At 69.2% G+C, this 26,037-nt stretch carries 20 protein-coding genes and 1 pseudogene; 9 read left to right on the forward strand and 12 right to left on the reverse strand.

The genetic code is table 11. The features are described from left to right. Positions 1 to 2 precede the first annotated feature (2 nt). Positions 3 to 1,461: pseudogene (locus QEG98_RS20660) on the forward strand (glutamate synthase subunit beta). Between the two features lie 110 nt (positions 1,462 to 1,571). Beyond that, complete coding sequence (gene rnk, locus QEG98_RS20665; protein ID WP_140792149.1) at positions 1,572 to 1,988, forward strand: nucleoside diphosphate kinase regulator; 417 nt, start codon at positions 1,572 to 1,574, stop codon at positions 1,986 to 1,988. A 58-nt stretch (positions 1,989 to 2,046) separates the two neighbouring features. On the opposite strand, the gene QEG98_RS20670 is transcribed toward rnk, so the two are convergent. The 4 genes from QEG98_RS20670 to QEG98_RS20685 all read right to left on the reverse strand — a co-directional run bounded on the left by QEG98_RS20670 (position 2,047) and on the right by QEG98_RS20685 (position 7,640). Then, the gene (locus QEG98_RS20670; protein ID WP_316562527.1) at positions 2,047 to 2,808 is read right to left on the reverse strand and encodes a ParA family protein; all 762 of its coding nucleotides are present in this window, start codon (positions 2,806 to 2,808) and stop codon (positions 2,047 to 2,049) included. 97 nt (positions 2,809 to 2,905) lie between these two features. Further along, complete coding sequence (locus QEG98_RS20675; protein WP_316562528.1) at positions 2,906 to 3,214, reverse strand: c-type cytochrome; 309 nt, start codon at positions 3,212 to 3,214, stop codon at positions 2,906 to 2,908. Positions 3,215 to 3,357: 143 nt separating this feature from the next. Next, a complete protein-coding gene (locus tag QEG98_RS20680) occupies positions 3,358 to 4,455 on the reverse strand; it encodes an efflux RND transporter periplasmic adaptor subunit (RefSeq protein WP_316562529.1) in 1,098 nt (365 codons plus the stop codon). Then, positions 4,452 to 7,640 carry an efflux RND transporter permease subunit gene (locus QEG98_RS20685; RefSeq protein ID WP_316562530.1) on the reverse strand — a complete coding sequence of 1,063 codons (3,189 nt, stop codon included), beginning with the start codon at positions 7,638 to 7,640 and terminating at the stop codon, positions 4,452 to 4,454. Before QEG98_RS20685 ends, QEG98_RS20680 begins: the two co-directional genes overlap by 4 nt. 88 nt (positions 7,641 to 7,728) lie before the next feature. Between QEG98_RS20685 and QEG98_RS20690 the strand changes: the two genes are divergently transcribed. Together QEG98_RS20690 and QEG98_RS20695 are read left to right on the forward strand one after the other, a co-directional pair. After that, positions 7,729 to 8,283, forward strand: a complete 555-nt coding sequence (locus QEG98_RS20690) for a hypothetical protein (RefSeq protein WP_316562531.1) — start codon at positions 7,729 to 7,731, stop codon at positions 8,281 to 8,283. 31 nt (positions 8,284 to 8,314) lie between these two features. After that, entirely contained in the window at positions 8,315 to 9,886 is a 1,572-nt protein-coding gene (locus QEG98_RS20695) for a GMC family oxidoreductase (RefSeq protein WP_316562532.1), read from the forward strand. On the opposite strand, the gene QEG98_RS20700 is transcribed toward QEG98_RS20695, so the two are convergent. The 4 genes from QEG98_RS20700 to QEG98_RS20715 all read right to left on the reverse strand — a co-directional run bounded on the left by QEG98_RS20700 (position 9,870) and on the right by QEG98_RS20715 (position 13,354). After that, entirely contained in the window at positions 9,870 to 10,754 is an 885-nt protein-coding gene (locus QEG98_RS20700; RefSeq protein WP_316562533.1) for a hypothetical protein, read from the reverse strand. The genes QEG98_RS20695 and QEG98_RS20700 overlap by 17 nt on opposite strands. Then, complete coding sequence (locus QEG98_RS20705; protein ID WP_316562534.1) at positions 10,730 to 11,248, reverse strand: NUDIX hydrolase; 519 nt, start codon at positions 11,246 to 11,248, stop codon at positions 10,730 to 10,732. The genes QEG98_RS20700 and QEG98_RS20705 overlap by 25 nt, the downstream gene beginning before the upstream one ends. Positions 11,249 to 11,260: 12 nt before the next feature. Then, on the reverse strand, positions 11,261 to 12,259 hold the full coding sequence (locus tag QEG98_RS20710; RefSeq protein ID WP_316562535.1) for a radical SAM protein: 999 nt from the start codon (positions 12,257 to 12,259) through the stop codon (positions 11,261 to 11,263). Positions 12,260 to 12,772: 513 nt separating this feature from the next. Beyond that, complete coding sequence (locus tag QEG98_RS20715) at positions 12,773 to 13,354, reverse strand: tRNA-uridine aminocarboxypropyltransferase (protein ID WP_316562536.1); 582 nt, start codon at positions 13,352 to 13,354, stop codon at positions 12,773 to 12,775. 116 nt (positions 13,355 to 13,470) lie between these two features. On the opposite strand from QEG98_RS20715, the gene QEG98_RS20720 reads away from it, so the two are divergent. The 5 genes from QEG98_RS20720 (at position 13,471) to QEG98_RS20740 (ending at position 19,980) form a co-directional block, all read left to right on the forward strand. After that, the gene (locus tag QEG98_RS20720) at positions 13,471 to 14,142 is read left to right on the forward strand and encodes a hypothetical protein (protein ID WP_316562537.1); all 672 of its coding nucleotides are present in this window, start codon (positions 13,471 to 13,473) and stop codon (positions 14,140 to 14,142) included. Between the two features lie 98 nt (positions 14,143 to 14,240). After that, positions 14,241 to 14,774 carry a signal peptidase II gene (gene lspA / locus QEG98_RS20725; protein ID WP_316562538.1) on the forward strand — a complete coding sequence of 178 codons (534 nt, stop codon included), beginning with the start codon at positions 14,241 to 14,243 and terminating at the stop codon, positions 14,772 to 14,774. 245 nt (positions 14,775 to 15,019) lie between these two features. Next, positions 15,020 to 15,853 carry an MBL fold metallo-hydrolase gene (locus QEG98_RS20730; protein ID WP_090495313.1) on the forward strand — a complete coding sequence of 278 codons (834 nt, stop codon included), beginning with the start codon at positions 15,020 to 15,022 and terminating at the stop codon, positions 15,851 to 15,853. Between the two features lie 13 nt (positions 15,854 to 15,866). After that, positions 15,867 to 17,456, forward strand: a complete 1,590-nt coding sequence (locus tag QEG98_RS20735) for a sigma 54-interacting transcriptional regulator (RefSeq protein WP_316562539.1) — start codon at positions 15,867 to 15,869, stop codon at positions 17,454 to 17,456. 157 nt (positions 17,457 to 17,613) lie between these two features. Next, a complete protein-coding gene (locus QEG98_RS20740) occupies positions 17,614 to 19,980 on the forward strand; it encodes a hypothetical protein (RefSeq protein ID WP_316562540.1) in 2,367 nt (788 codons plus the stop codon). A gap of 278 nt (positions 19,981 to 20,258) precedes the next feature. Here QEG98_RS20740 and QEG98_RS20745 read toward each other — a convergent pair whose 3' ends face one another. From QEG98_RS20745 to QEG98_RS20760, 4 genes are all read right to left on the reverse strand, one after another. Beyond that, positions 20,259 to 20,948 (reverse strand): hypothetical protein, encoded by a 690-nt coding sequence (locus tag QEG98_RS20745; RefSeq protein WP_316562541.1) that lies wholly within the window; start codon positions 20,946 to 20,948, stop codon positions 20,259 to 20,261. Between the two features lie 119 nt (positions 20,949 to 21,067). Then, positions 21,068 to 23,311, reverse strand: coding sequence for a serine/threonine-protein kinase (locus QEG98_RS20750; protein ID WP_316562542.1), 2,244 nt, complete (start codon positions 23,309 to 23,311; stop codon positions 21,068 to 21,070). Further along, positions 23,308 to 24,972 (reverse strand): adenylate/guanylate cyclase domain-containing protein, encoded by a 1,665-nt coding sequence (locus QEG98_RS20755; RefSeq protein WP_186817928.1) that lies wholly within the window; start codon positions 24,970 to 24,972, stop codon positions 23,308 to 23,310. Before QEG98_RS20755 ends, QEG98_RS20750 begins: the two co-directional genes overlap by 4 nt. Positions 24,973 to 25,079: 107 nt before the next feature. After that, complete coding sequence (locus QEG98_RS20760; RefSeq protein ID WP_316562543.1) at positions 25,080 to 25,991, reverse strand: hypothetical protein; 912 nt, start codon at positions 25,989 to 25,991, stop codon at positions 25,080 to 25,082. Positions 25,992 to 26,037: the final 46 nt, after the last annotated feature.

The raw sequence follows: 26,037 nt of genomic DNA on the forward strand, positions 1-26,037 counted from the left end.
CCATGGGTAAGCCAACGGGATTCATCGAGTGGGAGCGCGTCCACGCGGACAAGCGGGACAAGGCGGACCGGCTGGGCGACTGGCGCGAGTTCGCGCTGCCGCTGGCCCCCGAAGAGGCCAAACGGCAGGCCGGCCGCTGCATGGACTGTGGCGTCCCCTTCTGCCACCAGGGCTGTCCCCTGGGGAACCTCATCCCCGACTTCAACGAGGCCGTGCACCGCGGGCGCTGGCGCGAGGCGTATGACTTGCTCAGCCGGACCAATGGCTTCCCGGAGATGACGGGCCGGCTGTGCCCGGCGCCGTGCGAGGCCGCGTGTGTGCTCGCCATCGACCGGGACCCGGTCACCATCGAGCAGATGGAGAAGGAAATCATCGAACGGGCCTTCAAGGAGGGCTGGGTGAAGCCCCGGCCTCCAGCACGCCGCACCGGGAAGACGGTGGGCGTGGTGGGCTCCGGGCCCGCGGGACTGGCGGCGGCGGCGCAGCTCAACGCGGCCGGACACACCGTCACCGTGTACGAGCAGGCCGCCCGGGCCGGCGGCCTGCTGCGCTATGGCATCCCCGACTTCAAGCTGGAGAAGTCCGTGGTGGACCGGCGCCTGGCGCTGATGGAGGCGGAGGGCATCACCTTCGTCACCGGCGTGGACGTGGGCGGTGCCCTGAGCTACCGCGCGCTGCGCGCGAAGCACGACGCCCTGGTGCTGGCCCTGGGCGCGCGCCGTCCGCGCGAGCTGGAAGTCCCCGGACGCGAGCTGTCCGGTGTCGTCCAGGCCATGGAGTACCTGGAGCACCAGAACCGGCTCGTCTCGGGCCATGGCCAGAAGGACTCACGCCTGGACGCGGCCGGCCGGCACGTCGTGGTGCTGGGCGGCGGCGACACCGGCTCGGACTGCCTGGGCACCGCGCTGCGTCAGGGCGCGGCGAGCGTGCGGCAGGTGGAGCTCCTCCCCGCCCCGCCCGCGGTGCGCGCGGAGGGCAACCCCTGGCCGAGGTGGCCCGTCATCTTCCGCACCTCCACCAGCCAGGAGGAAGGCGGCGAGCGCCGCTTCGCGCTGATGACGAAGCGGCTGACGGGCAGCGGCGGACGGCTCCAGACGCTGCACGCCGTGGAAATCGAGTTCCAGCCCGAACCGGCGCCCTGCCCCGCCTCATTGAACGTCCCGGCACCGAGGTGACGTTCGAAACGGACCTGCTGGTGCTGGCCATGGGCTTCACGGGGCCCGAGGTGGGCAACCTCTCCGAGGAGCTGGGGGTGAAGCTGTCCCCCGCGGCACGGTACAAGTGGACGCGTGCTTCGCCACGTCCGCGGACGGGGTGTTCTGCGCCGGGGACGCGAGCCGGGGCGCCAGCCTCATCGTCTGGGCCCTGTCGGACGGGCGCGAAGCCGCCAAGGCCTGCGATGCGTATCTTTCTGGGGGGCGCTCCGCGCTACCCACCCGGGGTGCGGACTGCGCCTTCTGAGCGGAATGAAACGCCCAGGTCGCCTTTTTGGGGCGAGTCGGGAATAAATAGCAGGCGAGGCAGTTAGAATGGGCTTAACCCATTACTCCCTCCCACAGGAGGCCCCTGACATGCGAAGCGAACAGACCCTCATCGTGACCGAAGCCGACTTGGAGCGCCTGCGCCAGGTGGTGGACCACAACGGAGGCGGCCGCACGGCCGAGTTCGCGGAAATGCTTGACGCGGAGCTGACCCGGGCTCGCGTCGTCGCGTCGGAAGAGGTGCCGCCCGACGTCGTGACGATGAACAGCAAGGTCGTCTTCGAGGACGAACAGACGGGAGAGCGCCGGGAGGTCACCCTCGTCTACCCGCGCGACGCCAGCAGCGACGATGGCCGCATCTCCGTCCTGGCCCCCATCGGCAGCGCGCTCATCGGCCTGACCGTAGGGCAGACCATCACCTGGCCCCTGCCGGGCGGACGCTCCAAGCGGCTGCGCATCGTCGCGGTGCCCTACCAGCCCGAGGCCTCGGGTCACTACAACCTCTGATTCGGCTTCCCCGGGACGGCACCGTACGCCCTCGTGGCGGACGGTGCCGTTCGCCGTTTCAGCGCAGCCCCACGCGCTGCGCCAACTCCTGCGCCAGGGCCCGCAGCTCCTCCACGCCAGCCGCCTGCGGGCTCGTGTCGAACACCACCTCGTAGCCCAGCCCCGCCTGGTTGATGGACTCCGAGCGCGGAATCCGAGCCCGCAGCACGGGCACGGTGGACTCGCTCAGCGCGCCCTCCATGGCCTCGTTGGTCGCGGTGGTGCGGCGATCCCACAGATTCACCACCGCGACCAGCTCACCGCCCTGCTCGCGAACGTCACGCCAGGCGGTCTCGATTTCCCCCAGCCCCTGGAGCGCGAAGGCGCCGGTGGGCACGGGGGCGACGACGAGGTCCGCGGAGGCGAGCACAGCCTCGGTGTAGGCACCGATGCTGGGCGGGGTGTCCGCGAGGATGATGTCCGGCGTCCACCCCAGCGTCTTGAGCGCGCGAGGAATCGCCTGGAGGCGGTGGCCCCACTGGAACAGCTCGCGCTCCTGCGCGGCCATGCGCGGCGCGGCGGGGGCGATGAACAAGCCGGGCCGCTTCGGTGAAGCCACCACGACCTGCGCCAGCGTGTGCCTGGGACGGGGCCCGAGCGCATCCCCCACGCACGGGCCTTCCCGGCTCTCCAGCCCCAGCACCAGCGACGCATGGGCCTGGGGGTCCAGGTCCAGCAGCAGCACCTGGCGGCCGGCATCCGCGAGGGCCGCCGCCACATGCGAGCAGAGCGTCGTCTTGCCGACGCCGCCCTTGATGGTGGAGAACGAGATGAACGCCATGCCCCGGTCTATACCGGACGACCCACGGGGAGAGAAGCCACGGGCGGCGGCGCCTCTACCTGCCACGGCGTGCGAAGGAAATGGACACCTCCGCGCGCTACTTCTGCGTCATGATCCACTTCACCAGCGCTCGCGCCTCGGCCTCCGACACCTGGGCGTTCGCCGGCATCGGAATGGCGCCCCAGACGCCGCTGCTGCCCTTGCGCACGCGCTGCGTCAGCTTGTCCTCCACGCCCTCCTGCTTCGCATAGCGGGCGGCAATCTCCTTGAATGAGGGACCGACCAGCCGCACCGTCGCTGAATGGCACGTCGAGCAGTTCTTGGCCTTCGAGAGCTCCTCGCTCGCGGAGGCCACGTTGGACACCGACGCCACCGCGAAAACAGACAGCCACAGAAAACGCTTCATCGAAGTCTCCAGTCCGCACAGCATATCAAGGCTGACCGACATGGCAGCCCTATCGGATTTTGCTGAGTTCCACGCGGACTAGCGCGCGGCACGCCCTTCCGCGACGCGCACCACGCGCCCATCGCCCAGGGTGTCCGGTGGGCTCAGCACCACCCGGTCCTCGGCGGACAATCCGTCCAGCACCTCGACATGAGCGCCCAGGTCACGCCCCAGCACGACCACGCGCTGCTGGACGGCATTCGCCTCCCCCACCACGAGGACCGTGGGCCCCTCCTCCGCACGGCCAGCGCGCTGGCGGGGATGAGCATGGGCGGAGCCTCGCGTTCGATGAGCAACCGGACTCGCACGAATGACCCGGCGAACAGCGCCTCGGTGTTGGCGAGCTGCACCTCCGTCAGGAGCGTGCGGGTCCCCGGGTCCAACACCCCCGCGGTCCGCACCACGCGTCCCGGCAGCGCCCGCGCGGGCGCATCCAGCGTGGAGATCCGCGCCTCGAGCCCCGGCCGGATGTCATGGGCGAGGGACTGCGGCACGTCCACGTAGACCTTCAGCGTGTGCGTCTGCGCGAGTTCAAACAGGCTCGTCATGCCGCTGCCACTGCCCGCGGTGACCAGCGCCCCCCGGTCCACGTTGCGACGCACGATGACACCATCGAACGGCGCCACCACGCGGCGATACGCGTACAACGAATCGAGGCGCTCCACCTCCGCCTTCGCGCTCTTCAACGAGGCCTCCGCGGAGTTGGCCCGCGCCCGCGCCTCCTCCGCCACCTCGTGGCTGACGTTGCCCTCTCCCGCGAGAATCTGCCCGCGCCGCGCGGACGCGCGAGCGAACTCCAGGTTCCGCTCCGTCTCGTCCAGGCGCGCCCGGGCCCGGTGACACTCCGCCTGGAGCTCGGGCGCTTCAAGCTCCGCCAGCAACTGGCCCGCGCGGACCTGGTCGCCCAGGTCGACGTGGATGCGGCCCACGAAGCCATTGATGCGGGCGTGTAGCGACGCGCGCTGACTGGGAAGGACCGTCCCTGGCAACGTGAGCTCCGCCTTCGGCTCGGACCGCGTCACGCGCGCGGTGGCCACGAGCGGCGGCAGACGGGCTTCCACGTCACGGCGGTCCAACGCGCGCGACCGCTCCAACCGTGGCGCCACGCCGAGCCCCAGCAGCACCAGGAGCAACGCGGCGAACACCCAGGGCCAGCGCCCGCCTCGCGCCGTGGCATCCACGCCAGGAGTCTGCTCCGTCACGCTGTCACCGAGGGCTCGAGTTCAGGGGCCGCCGCGCGGTCGGCCCGCCGCGCCTGCATCAGACTGTAGACGACGGGAACGAAGAACAGGGTCGCCACCGTGGCGCCCACGAGGCCGCCAATGACGGCGCAGCCGAGCGCGGCGTTCTGCTCGCCGCCCTCGCCCAGGTTCAGGGACATGGGGAGCATGCCCAGGCCCATGGCCAGCGCCGTCATCAACACGGGGCGCACCCGCACCCGCCCCGCTTCGAGCGCCGCCTCCGCCGCGCTCGCGCCAAGCGCAAGCTGCTCGTTGGCGAAGGACACCACCAGCACGGAGTTCGCCGTGGCCACGCCCACGCTCATGATGGCGCCCATCAACGAGGGAATGCTGAACGGCGTCTGCGTGGCGAACAGCGAAACCACCATGCCCACCACCGCCCCGGGCAGCGCGGTGATGATGATGAAGGGGTCCAGCCAGGACTGGAAGTTGACCACCATCAGCGCATAGACGAGCACCGCCGCGAACAGCAGGCCCAACAGCAGCCGGTCGAAGCTGGTGCGCATGCTCTCCACCTGCCCACGCACCTGGATGCGCGAGCCCGGCGGCAGCTCCTCTCGGTAGCGGTCGACGATCCGCTCCAGCCGCGACGCCACGCTGCCCAGGTCCGTGTCCTGGACGTCCGCGCGGACGTTGAAGGTGGGCTGGATGTCCACGTGGGTGACGAAGACAGGCGTCCACTCGCGCTGCACCCGGGTGAGGTCGCCCAGGAGCTGAGGCCCCTCCCGGGTGGGCAGCGCCATCCGCGTCAGGTCCTCCACCGAGGACACCCGCGTCTCCGGCACGCGCACCGACACCGGATAGCTGTTCCCCGTCTTCGGGTCGATCCAGAAGCTGGGGCTCACCTGCGAGCTGGATGACACGGTGAGCAGCACGTTGTTGGCCACGTCCCGCTGCGTGAGCCCCACCGCGCTGGAGCGGACCCGGTCCACCTCGAAGTGCAGCCGAGGCGCGTTCACCACCTGCGACAGGCGCACGTCCACCGCGCCGCGGACCTGCCCCAGCTCCGCCTCGAGCTTGCGCGCGATGGCATAGGTGGCCTCGCGCTGGGAGCCCGACACCTGCACGTCAATGGGCGACGGCAGCCCGAAGTTGAGAATCTGCGTCACGATGTCCGCGGGCTGGAAGTAGAACGTGAGCTCCGGGAAGCGCCGTGGCAATTCCTCGCGCAGCAGCCGGACGTACGCGTCCGTCCGGACCCGGCGCTTCGGAGCCAGCGTCACGAGGACCTCCCCGTCCGCGCTGCTCACGTTGGAGGTGTCAGTCAGCGCGAGGTTGTAGCCGCCCGGCATGCCCATCATGTCAATCAGGCTCACCCGGTCCTCGGCGGGGATGAGCTCGCGCACGGCGTCCTCCACGAGCGACAGGTACCGCTCCGTCTCCTCGATGCGCGTCCCCGGCGGCGCCACGACGTGAAGGCGGAGCTGGCCCGCGTCCACGGTGGGAAAGAAGTCCCGGCCCACGAAGGGCATCAACCCCACCGCCACCAACACCGCGAGCAGGAAGAAAACCAGCACGCGGCGCGGCCGGGCCAGGGCCCCCTGGAGTGCCCTCACGTACCGCGCCCGGAAGCGCTCGAAGCCCTCTTCGAACCGGTGGTGCAGTCGCGCCAGCCAGCCCGTCTGGGGCTGCCCATGCCGCTGAACCTCCGCGCGCAGCAGGAACTGCACGAGCGTGGGCACCAGCGTGCGCGAGAGCAGATACGAAGCCATGACGGAGAGCCCCACCGCCAGGCCCATGGGCAGGAACAGGTACCGCGCCGGCCCCTCCAGGAAGAGCACCGAGATGAAGACGATGCCAATGGAGAGCGAGGCGACGAAGGCGGGCACGGCGATCTGCTCCGCGCCATCCAGGATGGCCTGGGTGAGCGGCTTCCCCATGGCCAGGTTGCGGTGGATGTTCTCTATCTCCACCGTGGCGTCATCCACGAGGATGCCCACCGCGAGCGCCAGCCCGCCCAGCGTCATCGAGTCGAGCGTGTACCCAAGGCCCCGCAACACCAGGATGGCCGCGAGCACCGACAAGGGAATGGAGATGGCGATGATGAGCGTGCTCCGCCAGCTCCCCAGGAACAGGAGGATCATCGTCGCCGTCAGTAGCGCGGCGATGACCCCTTCAACCAGGAGCCCGTGGATGGCGGTCGTCACGAAGGAGGACTGGTCCGCCAGCAACCGCACCGACAACCCCTCCGGCGCGGCGGCCTGGATGGTGGGCAGCAGCTCGCGCACGCGGCGGGCGACCTCCAGCGTCGAGGCGTCCCCCGTCTTCATCACGGACAGGATGACGGAGCGCCGGCCCTCCTCCCGGGCGATGTTCGTCTGCACCGCGAAGCCGTCATGCACGTGCGCCACGTCTCGGAGAAACACGACGCGGCCATCGCTCCGGCGCACCGGGATGTCATTGAGCGCGGCGAGCGTCTCCGGACTGCTGTTGAGCGTCACGCGGTACTCGTGCGCGCCCATCTTGATGTTCCCCGTGGGGAGGACCAGGTTCTGCGCGGAGACCGCCGAGGCGACGTCGTGCGGCGCCAGCCCATGGGCCTCGAGGGCTTCCAGGTCCAGGTCCACGGTCATCTGACGGACCTTGCCGCCCATGAGCTGGGGAATGCGCGCGCCCCGGACCGTGCCGAGCAGGGGCCGGACGCGTTGATTCACATGGTCGTAGATTTGCGACTCGGTGAGCGTCTCGCTGCTGAACGACACCTGGAGGATGGGCACGCTGCTGGCCGAATACCGGAGGATGATGGGCGGCTGCGTCCCCGGAGGCATGCGCCGGGTGATGGATTGCGAGGACGCCGTCACCTGGGCCATGGCCTCGGCCACGTCAGCCCCCGGGTGTAGATACAACCGGGCGACCGATACACCGTCGAATGACTGGCTTTCCTGCCGGGCCAGGTTCGCCACGTTGTTCGCCAGGGAGTATTCACTGTATTGAGTAATCTGCCGCTCAATCTGCTGCGCGGGCAGCCCGTCATAGCTCCAGACGACGCTGATGACGGGGATGTCGACCTCGGGGAGGATGTCCGTGGGGGATTCGCGGATGACCTGTACACTCACGAAGACGAGCAACAGCGCCGCCACCACGAAGGTATAGGGGCGTCGGAGCGCCAGCCGGACGATCCACATATCGCCTCCGCTCTTTGCCATGGAGCAGCAATCGAGGCAATGTCCGCAACCCTTGCTTCCGCTGGGAAGACTGGGGCAGCATGAGGGCTGAGCCGTCATGAACAACGCCGTGAAAACATCTCCCTCCGCTGGGACTGTGCTGACGCAAGCGCTGCTGAATCGCAGACAACTCCTGCAGTGGTTGGGAATCGGCGTGGTGGCCTCCAGCTGCGGCACGCTTCGTCCGCGGCTGATACCTCGCACGGAGGGAGCGGCGCCCCTCCAGCTCATCGCGCCCGACAACGCGGGGCCCCTTCCCGACGACGTGCGGGAGGTCCTGCTCGATACGGCCCGCCAGCTTTCACGCTTCGTGGGAATGGACGGTCAGCTCAACGAGGCGCTGCTGGAAGGCTATCTGCGTCTCAAATGCGAGGAGCGTCCCTCATACCTGGGCACCTACACCCGCTTCGCGGCGGAGGTGAAGCGGCCCGAGAAGCTCTCCGCGGAGTGGCTCGTGGAGCTGCCAGAGCTCCACCGCGTGAAGGTGGTGGGCGAGCTGGCCATCATGTCGCTGGTCGGCGGGGGCTTCCGGACGTTTGGCTTCGGCAACATGAATGGCCACATGGGCGGGCTCTGGCACGAGCCGCACGCGTCTGGCTCCTATCACGCCTCGGACGAACTGTAGTCAGCGCGGTCGCCGACAGGATTTGACAACCATGAGGCTGTGTATCGTCGGAAGTGGTGTTGCCGCGGTCATCACCGCCCGCGCCGCGCTGGAGCGGGGCTACGAGGTGGTGATGCTCGAAGCCGGCCCTCGCACGCCCATGCGGGACTCGCGCCGCTGGCTGGACTTCGTCACCACGGGCGTGCGGCCCTACCACGCCTGTGAGGACTCGCAGGGTGACGCCAACTCCCGCCCCGGTGTCCAACCCGAGCGCGACCACTTCCTCATCAAGGGCAGCCGGCTCATGGCGGTGGGCGGGTCGACGCTGCACTGGAGCGGCTGGACGCCCCGCCTCCAGCCCGAAGACCTGGAGCTGCGCAAGCGCACCGGCAAGGGGAACGACTGGCCCTTCAGCTACACCCAGCTCGAGCCCTATTACAGCCAGGCCGAGTCCCTGCTGAACGTCACCGGCCCCAACGCGCCCGTGGACGGGCATCCCACGCCCTGGCGCTCGCAGCCCTACAAGTGGAACAGCCCGCCGTATCCCATCGAGTCGGAGCCGGTGCGCCACGCCTTGAAGGCGCTGGGCATCACCTACGACCACATTCCCATGTCGCGCAGAGGCCCCGGCGGCGAGGGTGTGGGCGGCCCGTGCATGACGTTTGGCACGTGCCGGTATTGCCCGATGGGCGCGCGCTTCGACCCCACCCTGCTGCTGGCGGACATGGAGTCCCACCCGGGCTTCCGGTTGCTCGCGAGCAGCCCGGTGCTGGCCGTGCGCATGGCGGGAGCGGTGGCCCAGGGCGTCACCTACCGCACCGCCGAGGGTGAGACGGCCACGCTGGACGCGGACGCCGTGCTGGTGGCCGCGGGCGCCCTGGAGACGCCCAAGCTGCTGTGGCATTCCGGCTTCGATGAGCAGCGCCTGCCCGCGCTCGGGCGCTACCTGGTCACCCACCCGATGCTGAAGCTCGAGGGCAAGCTGGCGAAGCCCCCCCGGGAGTTCAACGGGCGCGAGGTCCCCATGCCCGCCCTCTTCTCGCGGCACTTCGACACGCCGGAGCAGCAGGCCGCCGGGAAGATGATCTTCTCCGAGTACCCGGAGGAGCCAGACCTGCAGTCATGGGTCCGCCAGGAGCAACTGGCGCCCGAGTACATCGCCTCCTTCGCCCGGGAGAGCCGGCTCAACCTCCATGGCTTCATCGAGGAGTTCCCCCAGGCGGAGAACCGCCTGCGTTTCACGGGCAAGCCGGGCGAGCGTCAGGTGGAGATTCACTACGCGGTGGACGCGGGGTTCTCCGCGCGCTGGCAGTGGATGACCGACACCTTGATGCAGGTGATGAAGACCGCGGGCTGCCGCGAGTCGGAGGTCTGGGTTTCGGGCGTGATTCGCCGGGCGGACCACTCGGTGGGCACGGCGCGCTTCGGCCAAGGACCGGACTCGGGCGTCGTGGACGGGAGGCACCTCGTCTTCGGGACGAAGAACCTGTTCGCCCTCACCAACGGCAACTTCCCGAACAACGGCGCCATCAACCCGACGCTGACGCTGACCGCCCTCTCGCTGCGCTTCGCGGACCAGGTGCTGCCGGACCTGGCGTCGACTCAAACTACAGCGCGGCCTTGAGCACGGCCAACGCGACGATGGCCACGACGGCGAACACCTCGCGTCGCGCGGGCGCCTCCTGGATGAAGGCGTTGGCGAACACCAGGGAGAAGAGCGTCACCGAGTTGAGGATGGGCCAGGCGACGACGCGGTTTCCCGCCGCCAGCGCCATGACGAAGGCGACCTGATTGCCCACGGTGAAGAGGGCGCGCACCAGCAGGTTGGTGCGTGCGCGGCCGTCCACGACCAGCTCGCTCAACTGCGCCCCCAGCGTCCCCCGGGCGCCGAAGAGGAGCAGCAGCACCAGACACGCCGCGCTCCTCCAGAACATCAAGGCGGTGCTCACCTCCAGGTTGGACGCCACGCCCGAAGGCTGGCCCTGGAAGAAGAGCTCCCCGCAGAGGCTCTGCACGAGGACGGCCACGGTGATGAAGAACGCCGGCAGCCACAGGGCGCGGCGGCTGTCCGAGCCACCTCCCGCGGCCAGCAACGAGCAGCCGGACACGGCGAGGGCGAACAGATACTCGGTCCAGTGCACCGTGCGGCCGGACAGCATGAGCACCAGGGGGATGAGCACATCCCCAACGCGCGAGGCGATGTTCACCCGGGCGACCGTGAGGTGCCGGAAGCCGTAGGAGAAGGCGAAGGCCACTCCCTGGACGCTCACCGCGAACAGCGCGAGCCTCGCGTTGCCGTAGAGCGCCCACCCCGCCCTGTCCGCCATGGGCAGCAGCGGCGTCAGCGCCGCCAGCAAGAGGAACGGGACGAAGTTGTTGGCGAAGTTGAGGACGAGGATGGACTGGCGGCGGAGCCCGTAGCTGAGCCGGTCGAAGACGCTGTTTCCCGACCGCAACAGGACGGACGTCAGCGAGTAGAGGACGGTTTCCATCGCGTCCGCGCGTCGGCGCTCGGGCCAGGGAAGAGGCGCTCCAGACAGGGCCACAACTGGGGATGACAGGGCTCGTCCAGCAGGCGCCCCAGCTCCTCCGGCGCCAGGAACAGGCCCCCATCCACCTCCCGCTCGGAGAAGCGCAGCGGGCCTTCCATTCGGGCGCGGTAGAGGAAGATGCGCCGGTGGTGCCCATCGTCGAAGACGAACTCGGCCACGGGCACCAGCGGGCCCTCCAGGCCCAGCTCCTCCAGGAGCTCCCGCTGGGCGGCCTCCAGGGGCGCCTCGCCCGCGCTCACGTGGCCACCCGCGGACGTGCACAGGTGGCCGGGCATGAAGGTCATGTGCCGGGAGCGCCGCTGCAGGAAGACCTTGCCGTCGTGCTCCGCCATCACATGCACGATGCGATGGGGCAGCTTCTGGCCGTAGATCTGGTCGCGGGGCGCGCTCCCCACCACCTGCCCCTGGGTGTCGATGACGTCAATCAGCTCCATGCCACGGACATCCTATGCGACCAGGGGCTTCCGGCCTTCCATGGGAATGACCTCGATGCGGTCCCCCACCCACTTCCGGAAGTGAGCGTCCAGGTCGTAGTTCTCCTGCTTCCAACCGTCCTGGACGGAGCCCGTCACCAGCGAGCTGAAGAAGAGCTTCTTGCCGGTGACGATCTCCTCGGTGCCCATCATCCCGTCCGGCCAGATGAGGAAGTAGTAGCGGCTGTAGTTGACGGTGCGGTCCGACAGGCGAATCTGCATGTCGGGGTAGCGCTCCCGCAGCCGCTCCACGGCCGCGGTGACATGCGACGTCTCCTCCGGCATCAACTCGCCGTAGATGTGATAGGCGCGGCCGGCGGAGAGCGTCCAGGAGATGGCCCAGTCACGGATGCCCCGCTCGTAGATGAACTGGGCCAGCTCCTCGACATGCTGGCTGTTGTGGCGGTTGAGACAGGTCAGGATTCGCGGCGCCACGCCATGGTCCACGCACAGGCCGATGGCCCGGAGCGTCTCCTGGTAGGTGTTACCCTTGGCGTTGCGGCTGGGGCGAATCTCGTTGTTGACCCGCTCGTCCATGGAATCGAGGCTGATTTCCACGCGCGTGCAGCGAGACACCGTCTTCATCATCTGCTGCGTCAGGAAGGTGCCGTTGGTGCCAAGGATGGTGGCGACACCATGGTCCGTGAGCTTGTCGATGACGTTCAGCGTGTCTCGGCGCATCAACGGCTCACCGCCGGAGAGAATCTGTCGCATGATTCCCGCGCGGATGACTTCGTCGGCCACCTTGAGCTGCTGGGGCGTGGAGAGCCGCTTCGACGGCAGGTCCTCGACGTTCCCGTAGCAGTGGATACACACGAGGTTGCACGGCGCGGTGACGAGCCATCCACAACCGATGGGACTCCGCGGCACAGGCACGCAGCCCTCGAACACCTTCGCCGAGAACTCATCGCGGAGGTTGTCGTAGATGATGGTGCCCCAGCTCTCCTGACGCTCTCTGATGCGTGCGGACATGGCGAGGAATTAAGAACAGCCCCGCAGCCGACAATGGGCCGCAGAGCCTTGGTTGATGAATCTGAGCCGCCCAATCGAAAGACACACCACGCCCAGGAGGACGCCCATGCCACCTTGGGCACGGGTACCGTCACATCCGCCCGGCAACGCCCCTGAACTTCCCGGGGCTCCCCCCTCGTGACCTCTTGAAATAGAAGAGCCAGCCTACGCTGACGTCACAGAGATGTTACGTGGATTTCATTTTATCCGCAAGAGCAAGTTTTTCTGTTTCTTCATGAGGTCCCTGGAGAAGATTCATCTGCCGCGACATTCTCTTTAACTCACGCCACTGACATCGCCGTGTCGGGCGCCGCCGCGAGCCAGCGCCGGCTCCGCGTTCCGAAGGCATCGCTTCCAGGGTGAATCAGTGCATGCCCCTGGCAGGGCAATCACAGACATCCCGAACCCATCACGACCGGCTCAAGCGCGTGTCAGTTCACGAAGACACGGAACCGCGCACGGATACCCGGGGACTCAATACAAGGTCCCGCACTCGGCGATCCGCTGGACTCGGAGCGCGGCGAGCCGCGCCAGGGGCATGGCCACTTCGGCCCCTTCCAGCGCCGCCACCGCTCGAGCCACGGCATCCAGGGTGGACATCCCGGAGGGGTGCGAGGGTTCGCGGAGCCGGAGCAGTCCTGGCTCCGGTGGCGGCAGCGCCAGGCGAGGCAGCGTCCGGAGCGCGGCGACCCGTTGTGTCATCCGCCGCGCCTGGGACCAGCTCGCGTCCAGCACCACCAGTTGCCGCGGTGGCGGCGCATCGGGCCGGGGTGGCGGCCCATCGGGATAGAGCAGCCACGTCCCGGGCTCGGAGAGCAGCTCCAGCTCGGCGTTCCCACTGAGAGAGCCGTGGATGAGGCGCTTCGAGTTCACCAACGCCAGCGCGGCCACGCCGCCGGTGTTGCTCTTCTTCGCGATCTCCATCACGTGCTGCAGGAGGAGGATTCGCGTCCGCGTGTGGACCTGGGGAATCTCGTCACACAGACACAGGTGCAGCGCCAGGTTGCAGCGAGAACAACGCGGGCGACTGGCGAGACGGGAAGACACTGCCCCCATCTTGGTCCGGCCGTTGGACGAACAGAAGCACTCGTTTCCCTCTGTCTCTCGTGCTGGGATGTTTCGCCATGGGTGATTGGGCGGTGACGACGCACTGGGCCTGGACACGGCCGCGAATGCCTGAAGCCAGGGACTTTCCGAGCGACCGCTGGGCTGCCCGCCTTGGCCGGGTGGGCCCGGGGCTCTGGCAGCTGGAAACGCTCCAGAAATACGGCTACTACCGTGCCCCCGAAGGGACGGCCGCCGTGGGGGTTCAAGCTCCCGACGACTACCTGGTGGAATACGGAGGCGGCCCCTTCTCCGCGGCCTGGAACTATCTCGTCGCCACAGAGCCCTCCGGCGCAAGCCGCCTCGCGCGAGCCGCGGCGCTGCTGGGTGAAGACGCCGCCCTCCCGCCCGCGGTTCAACACGCGGTGCTGTGTCTGCGCACCCCCATCCGCTTCGAGCGCCCTCTTGCCTCCTGGAGCCTGAGCGAGAGCCACCTGGACTCAGCCCCCGCCGCCCGCGTCGCCGAGGCGCTCATCGCCGGAGGCCCTCCTCCTCGCCGGGGGCGAATGGAGTGCGTGGTGGGACTCTTCACTTTCGAGTTCGGCTGGGTCCACACAGGCCTCCTGACACTGTTCATCGACAAGTCGATGGCGCAAAGCGGGGCCGAACTCGAAATGACAGGCCGGTTCAACGCACTCTCCGAAACAAAGGAGGTCGGCCCGTTCGCGCACTCCCTGTACATGGAGCGGCCCACGCCGGTACCAGCGCCCCTCGTCGCCTGGCCCTTCCCCACGCGGTAGCCCGGTCTGCCAATGGCCCTGCGAGCACGATGAGCATCCGCTCGCCGACACTCCCGGTGGTTGTCCGGCCACCTCATTTATAGGAGGCTGCGCCGCAAATGACTCCGGAGCGTCGAAAGTACCTTGTCGTGGGTGGGCTGGCCACGCTGCTGCTCATCCTCGACCAATGGACGAAGGTCCTCGTCCGCGAGCACGTGAAGCCCCTGGGCTACACCGGCATGAGCGTCTTCGGCGACGTCATCCGCTTCCAGTACGTGGAGAACACCGGCATCACCTTCGGCATGTTCCGGTCGCTGCCCTACGCCCAGCTCATCCTCAGCGCGGTGGCCATCCCCGTCTTCCTGCTGGTCATCCACCTGGTCCGCCAGTCGCCCGCGGACCACTACCGGCTGCACGTCGCGCTCGGCCTCGTCGGCGCCGGCATTGGCAACCTGATTGACCGCGTCCGCCTGGGCAGCGTGACGGACTTCGTCGTCGCTGACTTCGGGTTCTGGCCGGTGAACCCCTGGTATGCCTTCAACGTCGCGGACGCCGCGCTCGTCGTCGGCGCCATCTTGATGGCCTTCGACTCCCGTCGTCCGCAGCCGGCACCTGCTCCCGCTCCCGCTCCCGCTCCGAGCCAGGGCGACTAGCCAGGGCGTGGGCGTGAGCGCGCCCCTTGGCGTTGGAAGACGTGCCCGCCGCCCTGCCATGCGGGCGACCTGTACCGGTTTGGATCGCCCGCACCATGCGAGCGCGATCCACTCTGGAGCACCGGTGAGCGCGCTCAAAGCCCTCGCCCCTGATTCCGCGCACTTGGAAATGGCACACCCCATGCTCTGAGGCTCCTGACATGAGGGCGTCCCACGTGGAGGCCCCCCATTCAAGGAGGCTCACGATGGAAGTCCGGTTTCATGGCGTTCGGGGGAGCATCGCGGTGTCGGGCTCGCGCATTGGTGGCAACACGGCCTGCGTGGAGGTGACCAGCCAGGGTCACCGCCTCATCCTGGATGCAGGGACGGGCATCCGGGCGCTGGGCGAAATCATGATGCGCGAGGGCGCGCCCCAGAAGGCCACGCTCTTCTTCTCGCATCTGCATTGGGACCACGTGCAGGGCTTCCCCTTCTTCACGCCGGCGTGGCTGCCCACGTCCGAGCTGACGCTCTACGGCCCGGGCGCGAATGGGGCCCAGGCGCTCCAGTCCGAGTTGGCCGCGCAGATGCAGCCGCCCCACTTCCCGGTGCCGCTGAGCACCATGCGCTCGCGGATGGACTTCCGCTCGGCGATGCATGCCCGGCCCGTGGAGGTGGGCCCCTTCCGCGTCACGCCCATCGACGTGCCGCACCCGCAGGGGTGCCTGGCGTACCGCGTGGAGGCGGATGGCCATTCGTTCGTCTACGCCACGGACGTGGAGGTGCGGGTGCAGGAGCTCGCGCCGGAGGTGGGCCGCCTCTTCGAGGGCGCGGACGTCCTGTGCCTGGACGCGCAGTACACGCCGGACGAATACGAGGGCCGCAAGGGCGTGGCGAAGAAGGGCTGGGGCCACTCCACCATGATGGATGCCGCGGGCGTGGCCGGACTGGTGGGGGCGCGCCGGCTGTGCCTGTTCCACCATGACCCGGCGCACGGCGACGACATGCTCGAGGACATGGCGGAGCAGGCCCGCGCCCTCTTCCCCATCTGCGAGCCCGCACGCGAAGGCCAGCGGCTGGTGCTGGGCCGCGCGGCCTGAGAGGGGCAGTCCCATGCCCTCTGGATGTTATGGTGCGGCCTCCGCCTTCGTCCTGCCGCCGTTGCCCGCCATGCCCCAAGCCCCCTCGGACGTCTCCCAGGTCCTCCTCCCCTTCGGAGGGCTCGTCGGCAGGGAGGTGGACCTCGACGCGTTCCTCCAGACGCTGATGGACCGCATCGCCATCACCCTGCAAGCGGACCGCGGCACCCTCTGGCTGCTGGACCCGGCCCGCCGCGAGCTGTTCAGCCGCGCCGCGCACCTGCCCGAGGTGTCCCAGATTCGCGTCAAGCTGGGCCAGGGCGTCGCAGGCACCGTCGCCCAGGCGGGGCACGCCATCAACGTGCCGGACCCGCGCGGCGAGCAGCGCTTCTTCGCGGACATCGACCGGATGACGGGCTACCGCACCACCAGCCTGCTCGCCGTGCCACTGCGCGACGGGGACGGCGCCCTCTACGGCGTGCTCCAGGTCCTCAACCGCCGCGGCGCGGACCGCTTCACCGACGACGACACGCAGCGGCTCACCGCCATCGCCTCGCAGGTGAGCACCGCCCTCCAGAGCACCAGCCTCTACCAGGAGCTCCAGCGCGCGAAGGACCAGCCCCAGGTACCGGTGGGCTACTTCTTCAACCGCATCATCGGCGAGTCCCCGCAGCTCCAGGCCATCTACCGGCTGGTGCGCAAGGCCGCGCCCACCGACGCGACGGTGCTGCTGCGCGGCGAGAGTGGCAGCGGCAAGGAGCTGTTCGCCCGTGCCGTCCACGTGAATGGCCCTCGCAGGGACCAGCCCTTCATCAAGGTGGACTGCGCGGCGCTGCCCGCCACGCTCATCGAGAACGAGCTTTTCGGCCACGAACGCGGCGCCTTCACCGGCGCGGACCACCGCGTGCCCGGCAAGTTCGAGGCGGCCAGCGGCGGCACGGTATTCATCGACGAGATTGGCGAGCTGCCCCTGCCGGTGCAGGGCAAGTTGCTGCGGGTCATCCAGGATCGCGAGTTCGAGCGCGTGGGTGGCACCCAGGCCGTGAAGGTGGACGTGCGCATCGTCGCGGCCACCCACCGGGACCTGGCCCGCATGGTGGCCGAGGGCCGCTTCCGCGAGGACCTCTACTACCGCATCAAGGTGGTCGAGGTGGTGCTGCCGCCGCTGCGGGAGCGCGGCGCGGAGGACATCGAGCGGCTCGCCCGCCACTTCGTCGCCGCCGTCGCCCGGAGGCACCGGCTGACGCCGCCCCGCCTCAGCGCCGCCGCGGTGGAGCGCCTCAAGCGCTACCGCTGGCCCGGAAACGTGCGGGAGCTGGAGAACTGCATCGAGAGCGCCGTGGTGCTCTGTGAAGGGGAGATTCTCGAAGAGCACCTGCCCCTGCCCGATGTGGACCGGAACGTCCTGCCGACTCCGGCTGCCGCTCAAGGTGTCAACGCGCCAGCCGCGCCCGCGCCCCTGGATGCGGGCCTGCTGCCCCTGGCGGAGGTCGAACGCCGCCACATCCTGCGCGTGTTGGACGCCGTGAAGGGCAACCGCACCGCCGCGGCCCGCGTGCTGGAGATTGGCCGCAACACGCTCGCGCGGAAACTCAAGGAGTACGGACTGGGCGACGAGCCCTGACGCACCGCGCGGGGGCGACTTCCACCCCACCCTCCAGGGCATCTGTCCGCTGACCACCGGTCTTTTCCGGTATCCGCCTTGTTCCGAGCTGGGCAACGGCGTACGACGAAGAGACCTCCGGCCCACGTGCAGGAGGCTTCAGCCCAGGGGGACGCGCATGAAAGTGGTCAACAAGCTGCTGGAGAAGCTTCCCGACGTCGTGGCGGGCAAGGTGCCCGACGTGAAGCTGCAGGACCAGGACATCAAGGTGCCGCTGGCCCAGGGGACCTTCACGGAAGAGAAGATCCTTCCGCCCAAGCTGGCCATGCACGGCTTCACCCTCTCCTTCGAAGCCACCGGCGAAGCGTCCATCCGGAACTTCAACTCGCTGGGTGACGTGGACGAAAACGGCATCATCGGCGAGCCGAGCCCGGAGAGCGCCGAGCCAGGGCCGCGGCCCCAGTTGCTGTTGGGCAGTGACATCGGGTGGATGCGCTACCAGGTGTCCGCGCGCGTGAAGGCCGCCGTGAGCGCCAGCCTGTCCTTCCTCGCCTCCGAGAACCAGACGGAGCTGTCCGTCACGCTCAGCGACTACCGCGCGCATCCGCTGGGCCAGAACATGCGCGAGGCCGTGCGCTCCGACCTGTCCGAGCTGCGGCTGATGCAGGCCACCGACCTGGCCAAGCTGACCACGGGGGACGCGGTGGCGTGGCAGGTCCGCGGCGCACTCCACACACGGCTGGAGCTCAACTGGGCGGACATCTTCCCCACCAACCTCAACCGCCTGGGCTTCCTGCGCGGCAACGAGCTGCTCGCGTTGAAGACCAGCGCCAAGGCGGGCCTGTCCGCCCGGGTGTCCCTCACCGACGACTACCAGCTCAGCTTCTCCCGACCTCGTGCCGGCCGCATCCAGGTCGCCGTGCGCAAGGTGAAGTCCCATGAGCAGGCGCTCTCCGCCGGCCTGGGCATCACCGTGGAGCTGCTGGACCCGGCGACGGTGAAGGCCCAGTTGGGCCAGTTGCTGGAAGCGCTGCTGGGGCCCGTCCTTCGCGACCTCGTCAAGAAGGGCACCACCGCGGTGGAAATCATGGACGGCCTGGTGGACAAGGCCAGCAAGGCGAAGCTGGACGACAACCAGAAGAAGGTGCTGGGCCTGGTGCTGGAGCGCCTTGGCATCGACCCGCAGCTGGCGGACCCGGCCAACCTTCCGCAGGCCTGGGCCGACTTCAAGGCCCGCGTCGCGGAGGCGCTGGAGAACGCCGTCCGCACGCAGGTCGCCGAGGGCTTCGAGTACGAATACCTGCGCCTGTCGGAGACCTCCACGCTGCTGGAGGTCGTCGTGGAGGACGTCACCGCGATGCGCTTCCACGAGTCCCTGCTCAAGGGCAACCTGGTGGAGCTGCTGAAGTGGATGAAGAGCCTCCCCGCCCAGCAGAGCGAGTTCGAGCTGCGCAACTACCTCCACGCCACCACGCTCACGCGCCAGCAGGCCTACGGCTTCTCACTGGGGGTTGGCTCGTTCGAGCTGCTCAAGGCGAAGAACGTCAGCAAGCAGTCCTGGGTGACGCAGGAGAACTTCCAGGGCGCCCGGCGCATGGCGTTCCTCGGACGCCGGGGTTACGAGGACAAGCTGCTGGGCACCCGCGGCCAGTGGGTGGTGGACCTGAAGGCGGACATGACGCGCTTCTCCCCCACCCCCGTGGCCTCCGACTTCGGCTACGGCCTGCACCTGATGCTGTGGGGACGGCAGAAGAAGCTGTCGCGCAAGGACCTGCAGCAGGCGGTGGATGACGCCGTCGTCTGGGGCGTGCTGGACGCGAAGGACGCGGCCACCGTCATCAGCGCCATGCAGGAGGACATGGGCAAGCACCCCATCGAAACGCGGCTCGAGCTGAAGATGGCGGATGACTCGTTCCGCGCCCTGGTGCCCCGCATCCAGACGCTGGAGCTGTCCCGCTTCTCACGCGCCCTGGCCCGCGCGCTGCCCTGGAGCGAGCAGCTTCCCCGCGCCTCCGCCGAGTTCCGGCGCGCGGTCTACGCCCCCATCTGGGAGGCCTACCTCCGTGAGGTGCAGGAGCAAGGCAGCCTCATGCTGAATGACTTGTCACCCAGCCGCGCCGCGCAGATCGCCAAGTGGTACTTCCAGAAGGACCCCACGGTGCGCGACCTGGGCAAGGACCTGCAGCTCATCGAAAGCGAGTGGCGCCCAGGTGGCGGCAACTTCAGCTTCGCGGAGGTCATCTCGAAGAACCCCAACACGCTCATGCGGTGCCGGAACTTCGTGAGCGGCATGGTGCGCCTGCGCCGCGCCATTGATGAACGCAAGGCCCCGGACGAGCTGCGCACCGTGTTCGGCGAGCTGGAGGGCATGTGGACCACCGGCTTCCACCTGCGCGCCGCGGGCTCCCTGCTCTCGGACCTGGCGCAGTCCACGCCGCTAGGCCTCGCGGGCGTGGAGCGGACCCTCACCGTGCGGGTGGCGGACAGCGAGGAACAGCTCGTGTTCTCCACCACGCGAGGCACCGGAAGCACCGGAGCCGCCTGAGCGCGTCCCGAGCGGCCCGGGCGTCCGTGCTCGGGCCGCGAGGCCGGCGGCGCATCACGCTCCTGCCCGGCGGTACGGCCTCCGCCGCGCGTCTCACAGCACCCGCGACAGGACGACGGCTGCGGCCATGGACAACACCCCGGCCGCTGCGAAGTGCCGCCGGCCTGGCGCGCCAGCGTCCCACGGGTGGCCGGCGCCTGGGGGCCCAGCACCAACATCGCGGGGCCTCCTCCCGACCGACCAGGGCGTAGCTGCCCTCGACAGGGCCCCTCCGAAGCTCACCCACCACGAGGCAGGATTCGCCCACCGCGCCCACGCGCTCCCAGGACAGGGCCTCCGGATGCGCCGTCTGATACCAGGACGCGGGCACCGCGCGGCAGGGCCTGGCACCGGCGGACTTCCACTGGGGCCATCAGCGACGCGGGCGAAAAGGACACCGAAGCACGGACGCGCTGGCCACGCAGCGCCAGCACCGGCGCATACGCGCGCTCATGTGACAACAGCGGCCCGCGCCGACCGTCCGCCGCCACCTCGCGCACCTCCGCGTCGAAGAAGACACACGGCACGCCACCGGGCGACGTCAACGTCGACTCCGCGTCCAGGACGCCGTGGTAGACGCCCCAGCCCGGGGACGCACCGGCACGCAGGGCCGCCACCGCTTCATCCAGCGGCACCGGTGCCGAACCCCGCAGCACGTTGGCCCGGGTCCGGGCCCAGGCGCCCCGCAGCGCCAGCCCCGCGGCCAGCACCAACAAGACAGAGCCCATGGCCTTCACGGCCGTCTCCGAGGCCAACACCGCCCCGGTCCCCTGGACGTGCCGCAGCACGACGAGCGACGCCCCCGCCAGAAGTCCGAACCACAACAGGGGCACGCGGTAGGGACGGGACGTCACGTCCTTGCGCCCGTAGGCGAAGGCCGCCACCAACAGCCCCAACAGGCACGCCGCGTAGACCGGCGCCAGTGCCATGCGCCACAGCTCCATCCCGTCCCCCTGAAGACTCGGCATGGACGCCCGCGAGGCGGAACATGCCGAGAGCAAGGTGGGGACGGAGCGGCGTCCGCGCAAGCCTTCGCCTGCCGCGCGGACTACTCGGGGCTGGCGGCGACGCGGCGGACGGGCCGGGGCATCAGGTGTCCCCGAACCTTCAAGTCATCGAACGAGCAGGACAGGTTGCGGCAGCCCAGGGCCACCTTGCCCACGCGGTCCTCCAGGCCCACCAGCAGCTTGCGGGCGAAGCGCTCGTTGTTGAGAAACGCCTCCACCAGCACGCCCGAGTTGTTCCGGCGCAGCTGCAGCCGCACCTGGTAGGGGCCGTGGGCCGGCAGCGGCATCTCGTCCTCGACGAGCGCCTCCGTGTCCTGCGCGCTGTTCCCCACCACCTCGCGCCCGTCCGGCATGAAGTAGCGCCACGACAGCCGCATGCCCACTTCCGGAATGGCGAACGCGGAGACCTGCAAGTCCTTGATGCGGAACGCCAGCTCGCCGTAGTGCTGCGCATCCGCTTCCTGCGCGTACTCCGGCCCCAGCTGCGCCACGTCCATCAGCACTTCGGCCGTGAAATCGTTGGACGAGAAGTAGCGCTGCGCGATGTACGCGCGCGGAATCAGCCGCCGCCCATTGGTCTCCTTGCCCGCCTGCAAGGCCTGGAGCTCCCCATCCACCAGCCGCCATTGGCCACTGTGGACGTTGACCTCCTCGTTGCCCTCGTTGAAGCCCAGCTCCAGGCGCGAAGTGCCCCCGGCCTTGGCGGGCGCCGCGAAGGAAAGCGATGAGAAGACCTCGCCGTAGGTGTTCGGCGGCAGCACCCGGTTGCCAGGCTTCACCTGGATACCCTTCGTGCCGATGATGACGCCCTGGTCGTCGCCCAGGTGGAGGCTCACCGGCCCCACGAACCACCGGACCGCGAAGCCCAGCAGCGCCAGCCCGCCCACCACCGACAGGCCACCGCGCACGCGCCGCCAGCCCGAACGGAGCTGACGCGACAGCGCGGTCTGCCGCGCCGGCCGTACCGACCGCGCGGCCGCGGGCACCATGCGCCCGTCCAGGTCGCTCTGCGGGATGCCCGGCGCGGAGCTGGTGGAAATCATCGCCTCCAGCGCGGCGCACAGCTCGCTGGCCTTCTCGTAGCGCGCGGCCGGGTCCTGCTCCAACAGGCGGTCCACCACCGGGTCCACGCGCGGGTCCAGCCCCGGCACCTTCGAAGAGGGCAGCTTGAAGCGGCCCAGCGGCAGCTCCCCGGTGAGCACCTCGTAGAGGATGACGCCCAGCGAGAAGAGGTCCGCGCGCCCGTCCACGTTCTTCGCGTCCCGGCGCTGCTCGGGAGCCATGTAGTTCAGCGTGCCCATGGCCACCGACGTCGCGGTGAGCTGCAGGCGCGAGTCCGGCGCGCGGATGCCCGCGAGGCCGAAGTCCGCCACCTTCACGTGCCCCCGCCCGTCCAGCAGGATGTTCTCCGGCTTCAGGTCGCGGTGGATGATGCCCTTGTCGTGCGCGCACTCGATGGCGCGCGCCACCGCCAGGAGGAGCTTGATGCCCTTCTCCGGCGCGAGCCCGGCCGACATCGCCTCGCGCAGCGAGCGGCCTTCCACGTACTCCATGACGAAGTAGTAGTGCTCGCCCGCGACGCCCCGGTCGATGATCTGGATGATGTGCGGGTGGTTGAGCGCCGCCAGCGCCGTGGCTTCCTTCTCGAAGCGCGTGACGAACTCCGGGTCCTTCGCCAGCCGCGGCGGCAGCAGCTTCACCGCCACCGTGCGCCCCAGCGACTGCTGCCGCGCGAGCCACACCTCGCCCATGCCGCCGCGCCCGAGCAGCTCCAGCAGCTCCAAGCCCGGCAGGTCCACCTTGCCCGTGCCCACGAAAGTGCTGTCCTCGTGCGCGTTCAGCGCCGAGTGCGCAGTGTCCGAGCCCGTCTTCGCGGACGAGCGCACCAAGGTCTGGTCCACTGACGCGTCCGAAGCGCCGTTGCTGGAAGGCAGGGCCACACCGCTGGTCCCTGGCGCCGCCACGCCTGGCAGCCCGTTCACGCCGCCGGGAGGCGCGGAGCGCACGGACTCCGGAGCACGCGAAAGGGAGATGTCGATGCCCGGCTCCGGCTCCGCGTGAGGAACCACCGTCACCACGCCGGAGGTCCCATGGGCCGGAGGGCGCTGCTCCTGGATGCCGCTGCCCGTGGGCACCATCGTGTTGCGCGCCACCTCGGCGGCCACGTCACCCCGGCGGGCCTCGAACCGGATGCCGCAGCGGCACTGGACACGCTGGCCGCTCACGTAGACGCGGATGTCGTGTGGATGGCCGCAGTTGGGGCAGGCCTGCGTCGTCGGGCTCATGCGCGGCGAGAGGTGGAAGCGGCGGTGGTGTATTCCAGCCCGTGGACGCGGTAGGTCGGCACGGCCTTCTCCTTGCCCTTCACCTGGAGGGCCGGCAGCCCCTCCACGTCGAAGCCGGCGCCCGCCCTGCGCACCGTGGACTCGGAGGCCAGCACCTCACCGCTCTTCGCCATGCCACACAGGCGCGAGGCCGTGTTCACCGTGTCGCCAATGGCGGTGAACTCGTGGCGCTCGGCGCTGCCCATGTAGCCGACAACGGCCTGCCCGGTGTTCACCCCGATGCCGACCTCGATGGGCTGCTTGCCCGCGGCCACGCGGCGGCGGTTCAGCTCATGCACGGCGTCCTGCATCTCCAAGGCGGCCCGAAGCGCTCGGGCGGCATCGTCCGGGTGCGACAGCGGCGGCCCCCAGACGGCCATGACACAGTCCCCAATGAACTTGTCCAGGTTCCCCTCGTGGCGGAACACCACCCCGGCCATGGCGGTGAAGAATGCGTTGAGCATGTCTACCACCTCTTGCGGAGAATCGTTCTCCGAGATGGTGGTGAACCCGCGGATGTCCGCGAAGAGGCAGCTCACCTCCGCCAGCCGGCTCTGCGCCAGGTCTTCCGTCTCACCGGCGATCACCGCGTCGGCGACGGCCTTGGACAGGAAGCGGCTGAGCTCCGCGCGCGTCACGGCCTCGGCGCGAATCTGCTCGGCCAGCACCGCGTTCTCCAGCGCGATGCTCGCCTGCGAGGCGATGCCGGAGAGGATGGTCAGGTCCTTCTCCGAGAAGGCGTTGATCTGCTGCCGGCTGTCCAGGAAGAGCACCGCCTGGATCTTCCCGTTCACCTTCAGCGGCACCGCCATGGCGGACCGGATGCCCTGCGCGACGATGCTCTCCGCCGCGGAGAAGCGCTCGTCGATGATGGCATCCGCCGTCAGCACCGCCTTGCCCGTCTCCACCACGCGCTTGAGCACGGTGTCGGACAGCATGACGTTGACGGCCTTGTCGGAGCGGTGGTGCACCGCCGACGGGATGAACTCGCCGTCCGCGGCCACCTTCAGGATGACGCCGTGGTCCGCGGCCAGCAGTTGGAAGGCCACCTTGAGGATCTGCTCGAAGAGCCCCGTCTGGCTGCCCTGCAGGCTCACCTGGCGGTGGAACTCATGGGCGATGCGCAGCTTCTCGTAGTCGCGGCGCAGCGCCTCCACGTCCGACACCTGCTCGGCGGGCCGGAAGTTCTGCGGCACCTGGTCCATCTGCGCCAGGAAGGCCGGCATGGAGATGGACTGCGCCACCACCGTCACGCCCGGCGCGGTGGGCGCGGTGGCCTGCGCCACCGGCTCGCCGCTGTGGAAGATGAGCCGCGAGGCGCCCAGGGAGATTTCGTCCCCGTCGCGCAGCTTGAGCTCCTTCACCCGCCGGCCATTCACGAAGGTGCCGTTGGACGAGCCCAGGTCCTTGAGGATGAAGTCCTTGCCCACGCGCTCGATGACCGCGTGTTCCTTGGAGACCTCCCGGTCCACCAGCCGCAACGTGTTGGACGGATGCCGGCCCAGGGACGTCGCCGGCCCCAGGGGAAACTCTCCGAGCGTGCCATCCGCGAAGCGCCCTGTCAGTCGGGGGCCGCGAATCTGCCCGGGTTTGGGAGCGAACGGGACGGGGGACTGGCTCACGCGGAAATCCTCACCGGCCCGGACACTACCAGAGGCCATCGGCACCGGGGAACGCTCGGAAATCACCACTGCACGGCCGAGCAGCGTCCGCCTGGCGGGACGGCTCCTCAGCGACCGGCTGCCGGCTTCCTGTCCGAACCGCCCGCCCGGATGGCCAGGCCCACCGAAGGCATCACCGTAACGCCCCCCAGGTTCCGCTCCATCCCGAAGAGCTGCGGCCTGCTCCGGAAGTAGCCCCCCGTCACCTCGGCGAAGAGGTGGACGTACCGGTAGCCCACGGCGATTCCCAGCGTGGAGCCCACGAAGTGGCTGCCCACCGTCGCGGGAAGCCTCGCGTCGAAGCCCGACACCGGCTTCCCCTGCTGGGAGTAGTCCACCAGCCGCGCGTCCAGCCGGGTGCGGCTGTAGATGTACTTGGGCGCCGCGTAGAGCTTGAAGACGTCCCCCCAGTCCGCGCTGAGGTACAGGGGCACCTCCACGTCGTAGCGGCTGAAGTCGTTCATCTCCACCACCTCCAGCACGTCCAGGGCCGGACTGCTGAAGAAGTGCTTGGACACCCCCACCCCCAGGGCCATGTCGAAGGAGCGCTGGCCCAGCTCCAGATAGCGGCCCACCTCATCTCCGCCGTGGGCCAGTTGGAACTTCAGGTCCCCGCGCAGGGAGATGCCGCTGTAGCGCAGGCCCACGTCCAGCCGGTCCACCACCCCCACCCGGACCATCAGCTCCGGGTTGACGCCCGGCGGGGCCACCATCAGCGCCACGCCCGCCGTCAGCAGCTCCTGCTGGTCCTCCTCGCTCAGCGTGTAGGGGCGGTCATTCACCACCGCGTCCCGGGCCGCCTCCCCCTGCTCGATGCCGGCGTCCACCACCCGGACCAGGGCCCCCACCGGGACGAAGGCCCCCATCCCGCCCGTCACCTGGACCTGCCCTGGCGCCAGCGTCCGGGCCGTCTGCTGCGTGGACAGCGTGGAGGCACACCCCGGAGTCAGGGCCAGGATCAACAGGGGAAGAATTCGCATGAAAAGTCACGTTATCCCCTTTCTGGCGCAGATGCTTCATTCCGGG

Origin of the sequence: Myxococcus sp. MxC21-1 (assembly GCF_032612255.1) — a bacterium.
Lineage (GTDB): Bacteria > Myxococcota > Myxococcia > Myxococcales > Myxococcaceae > Myxococcus > Myxococcus virescens.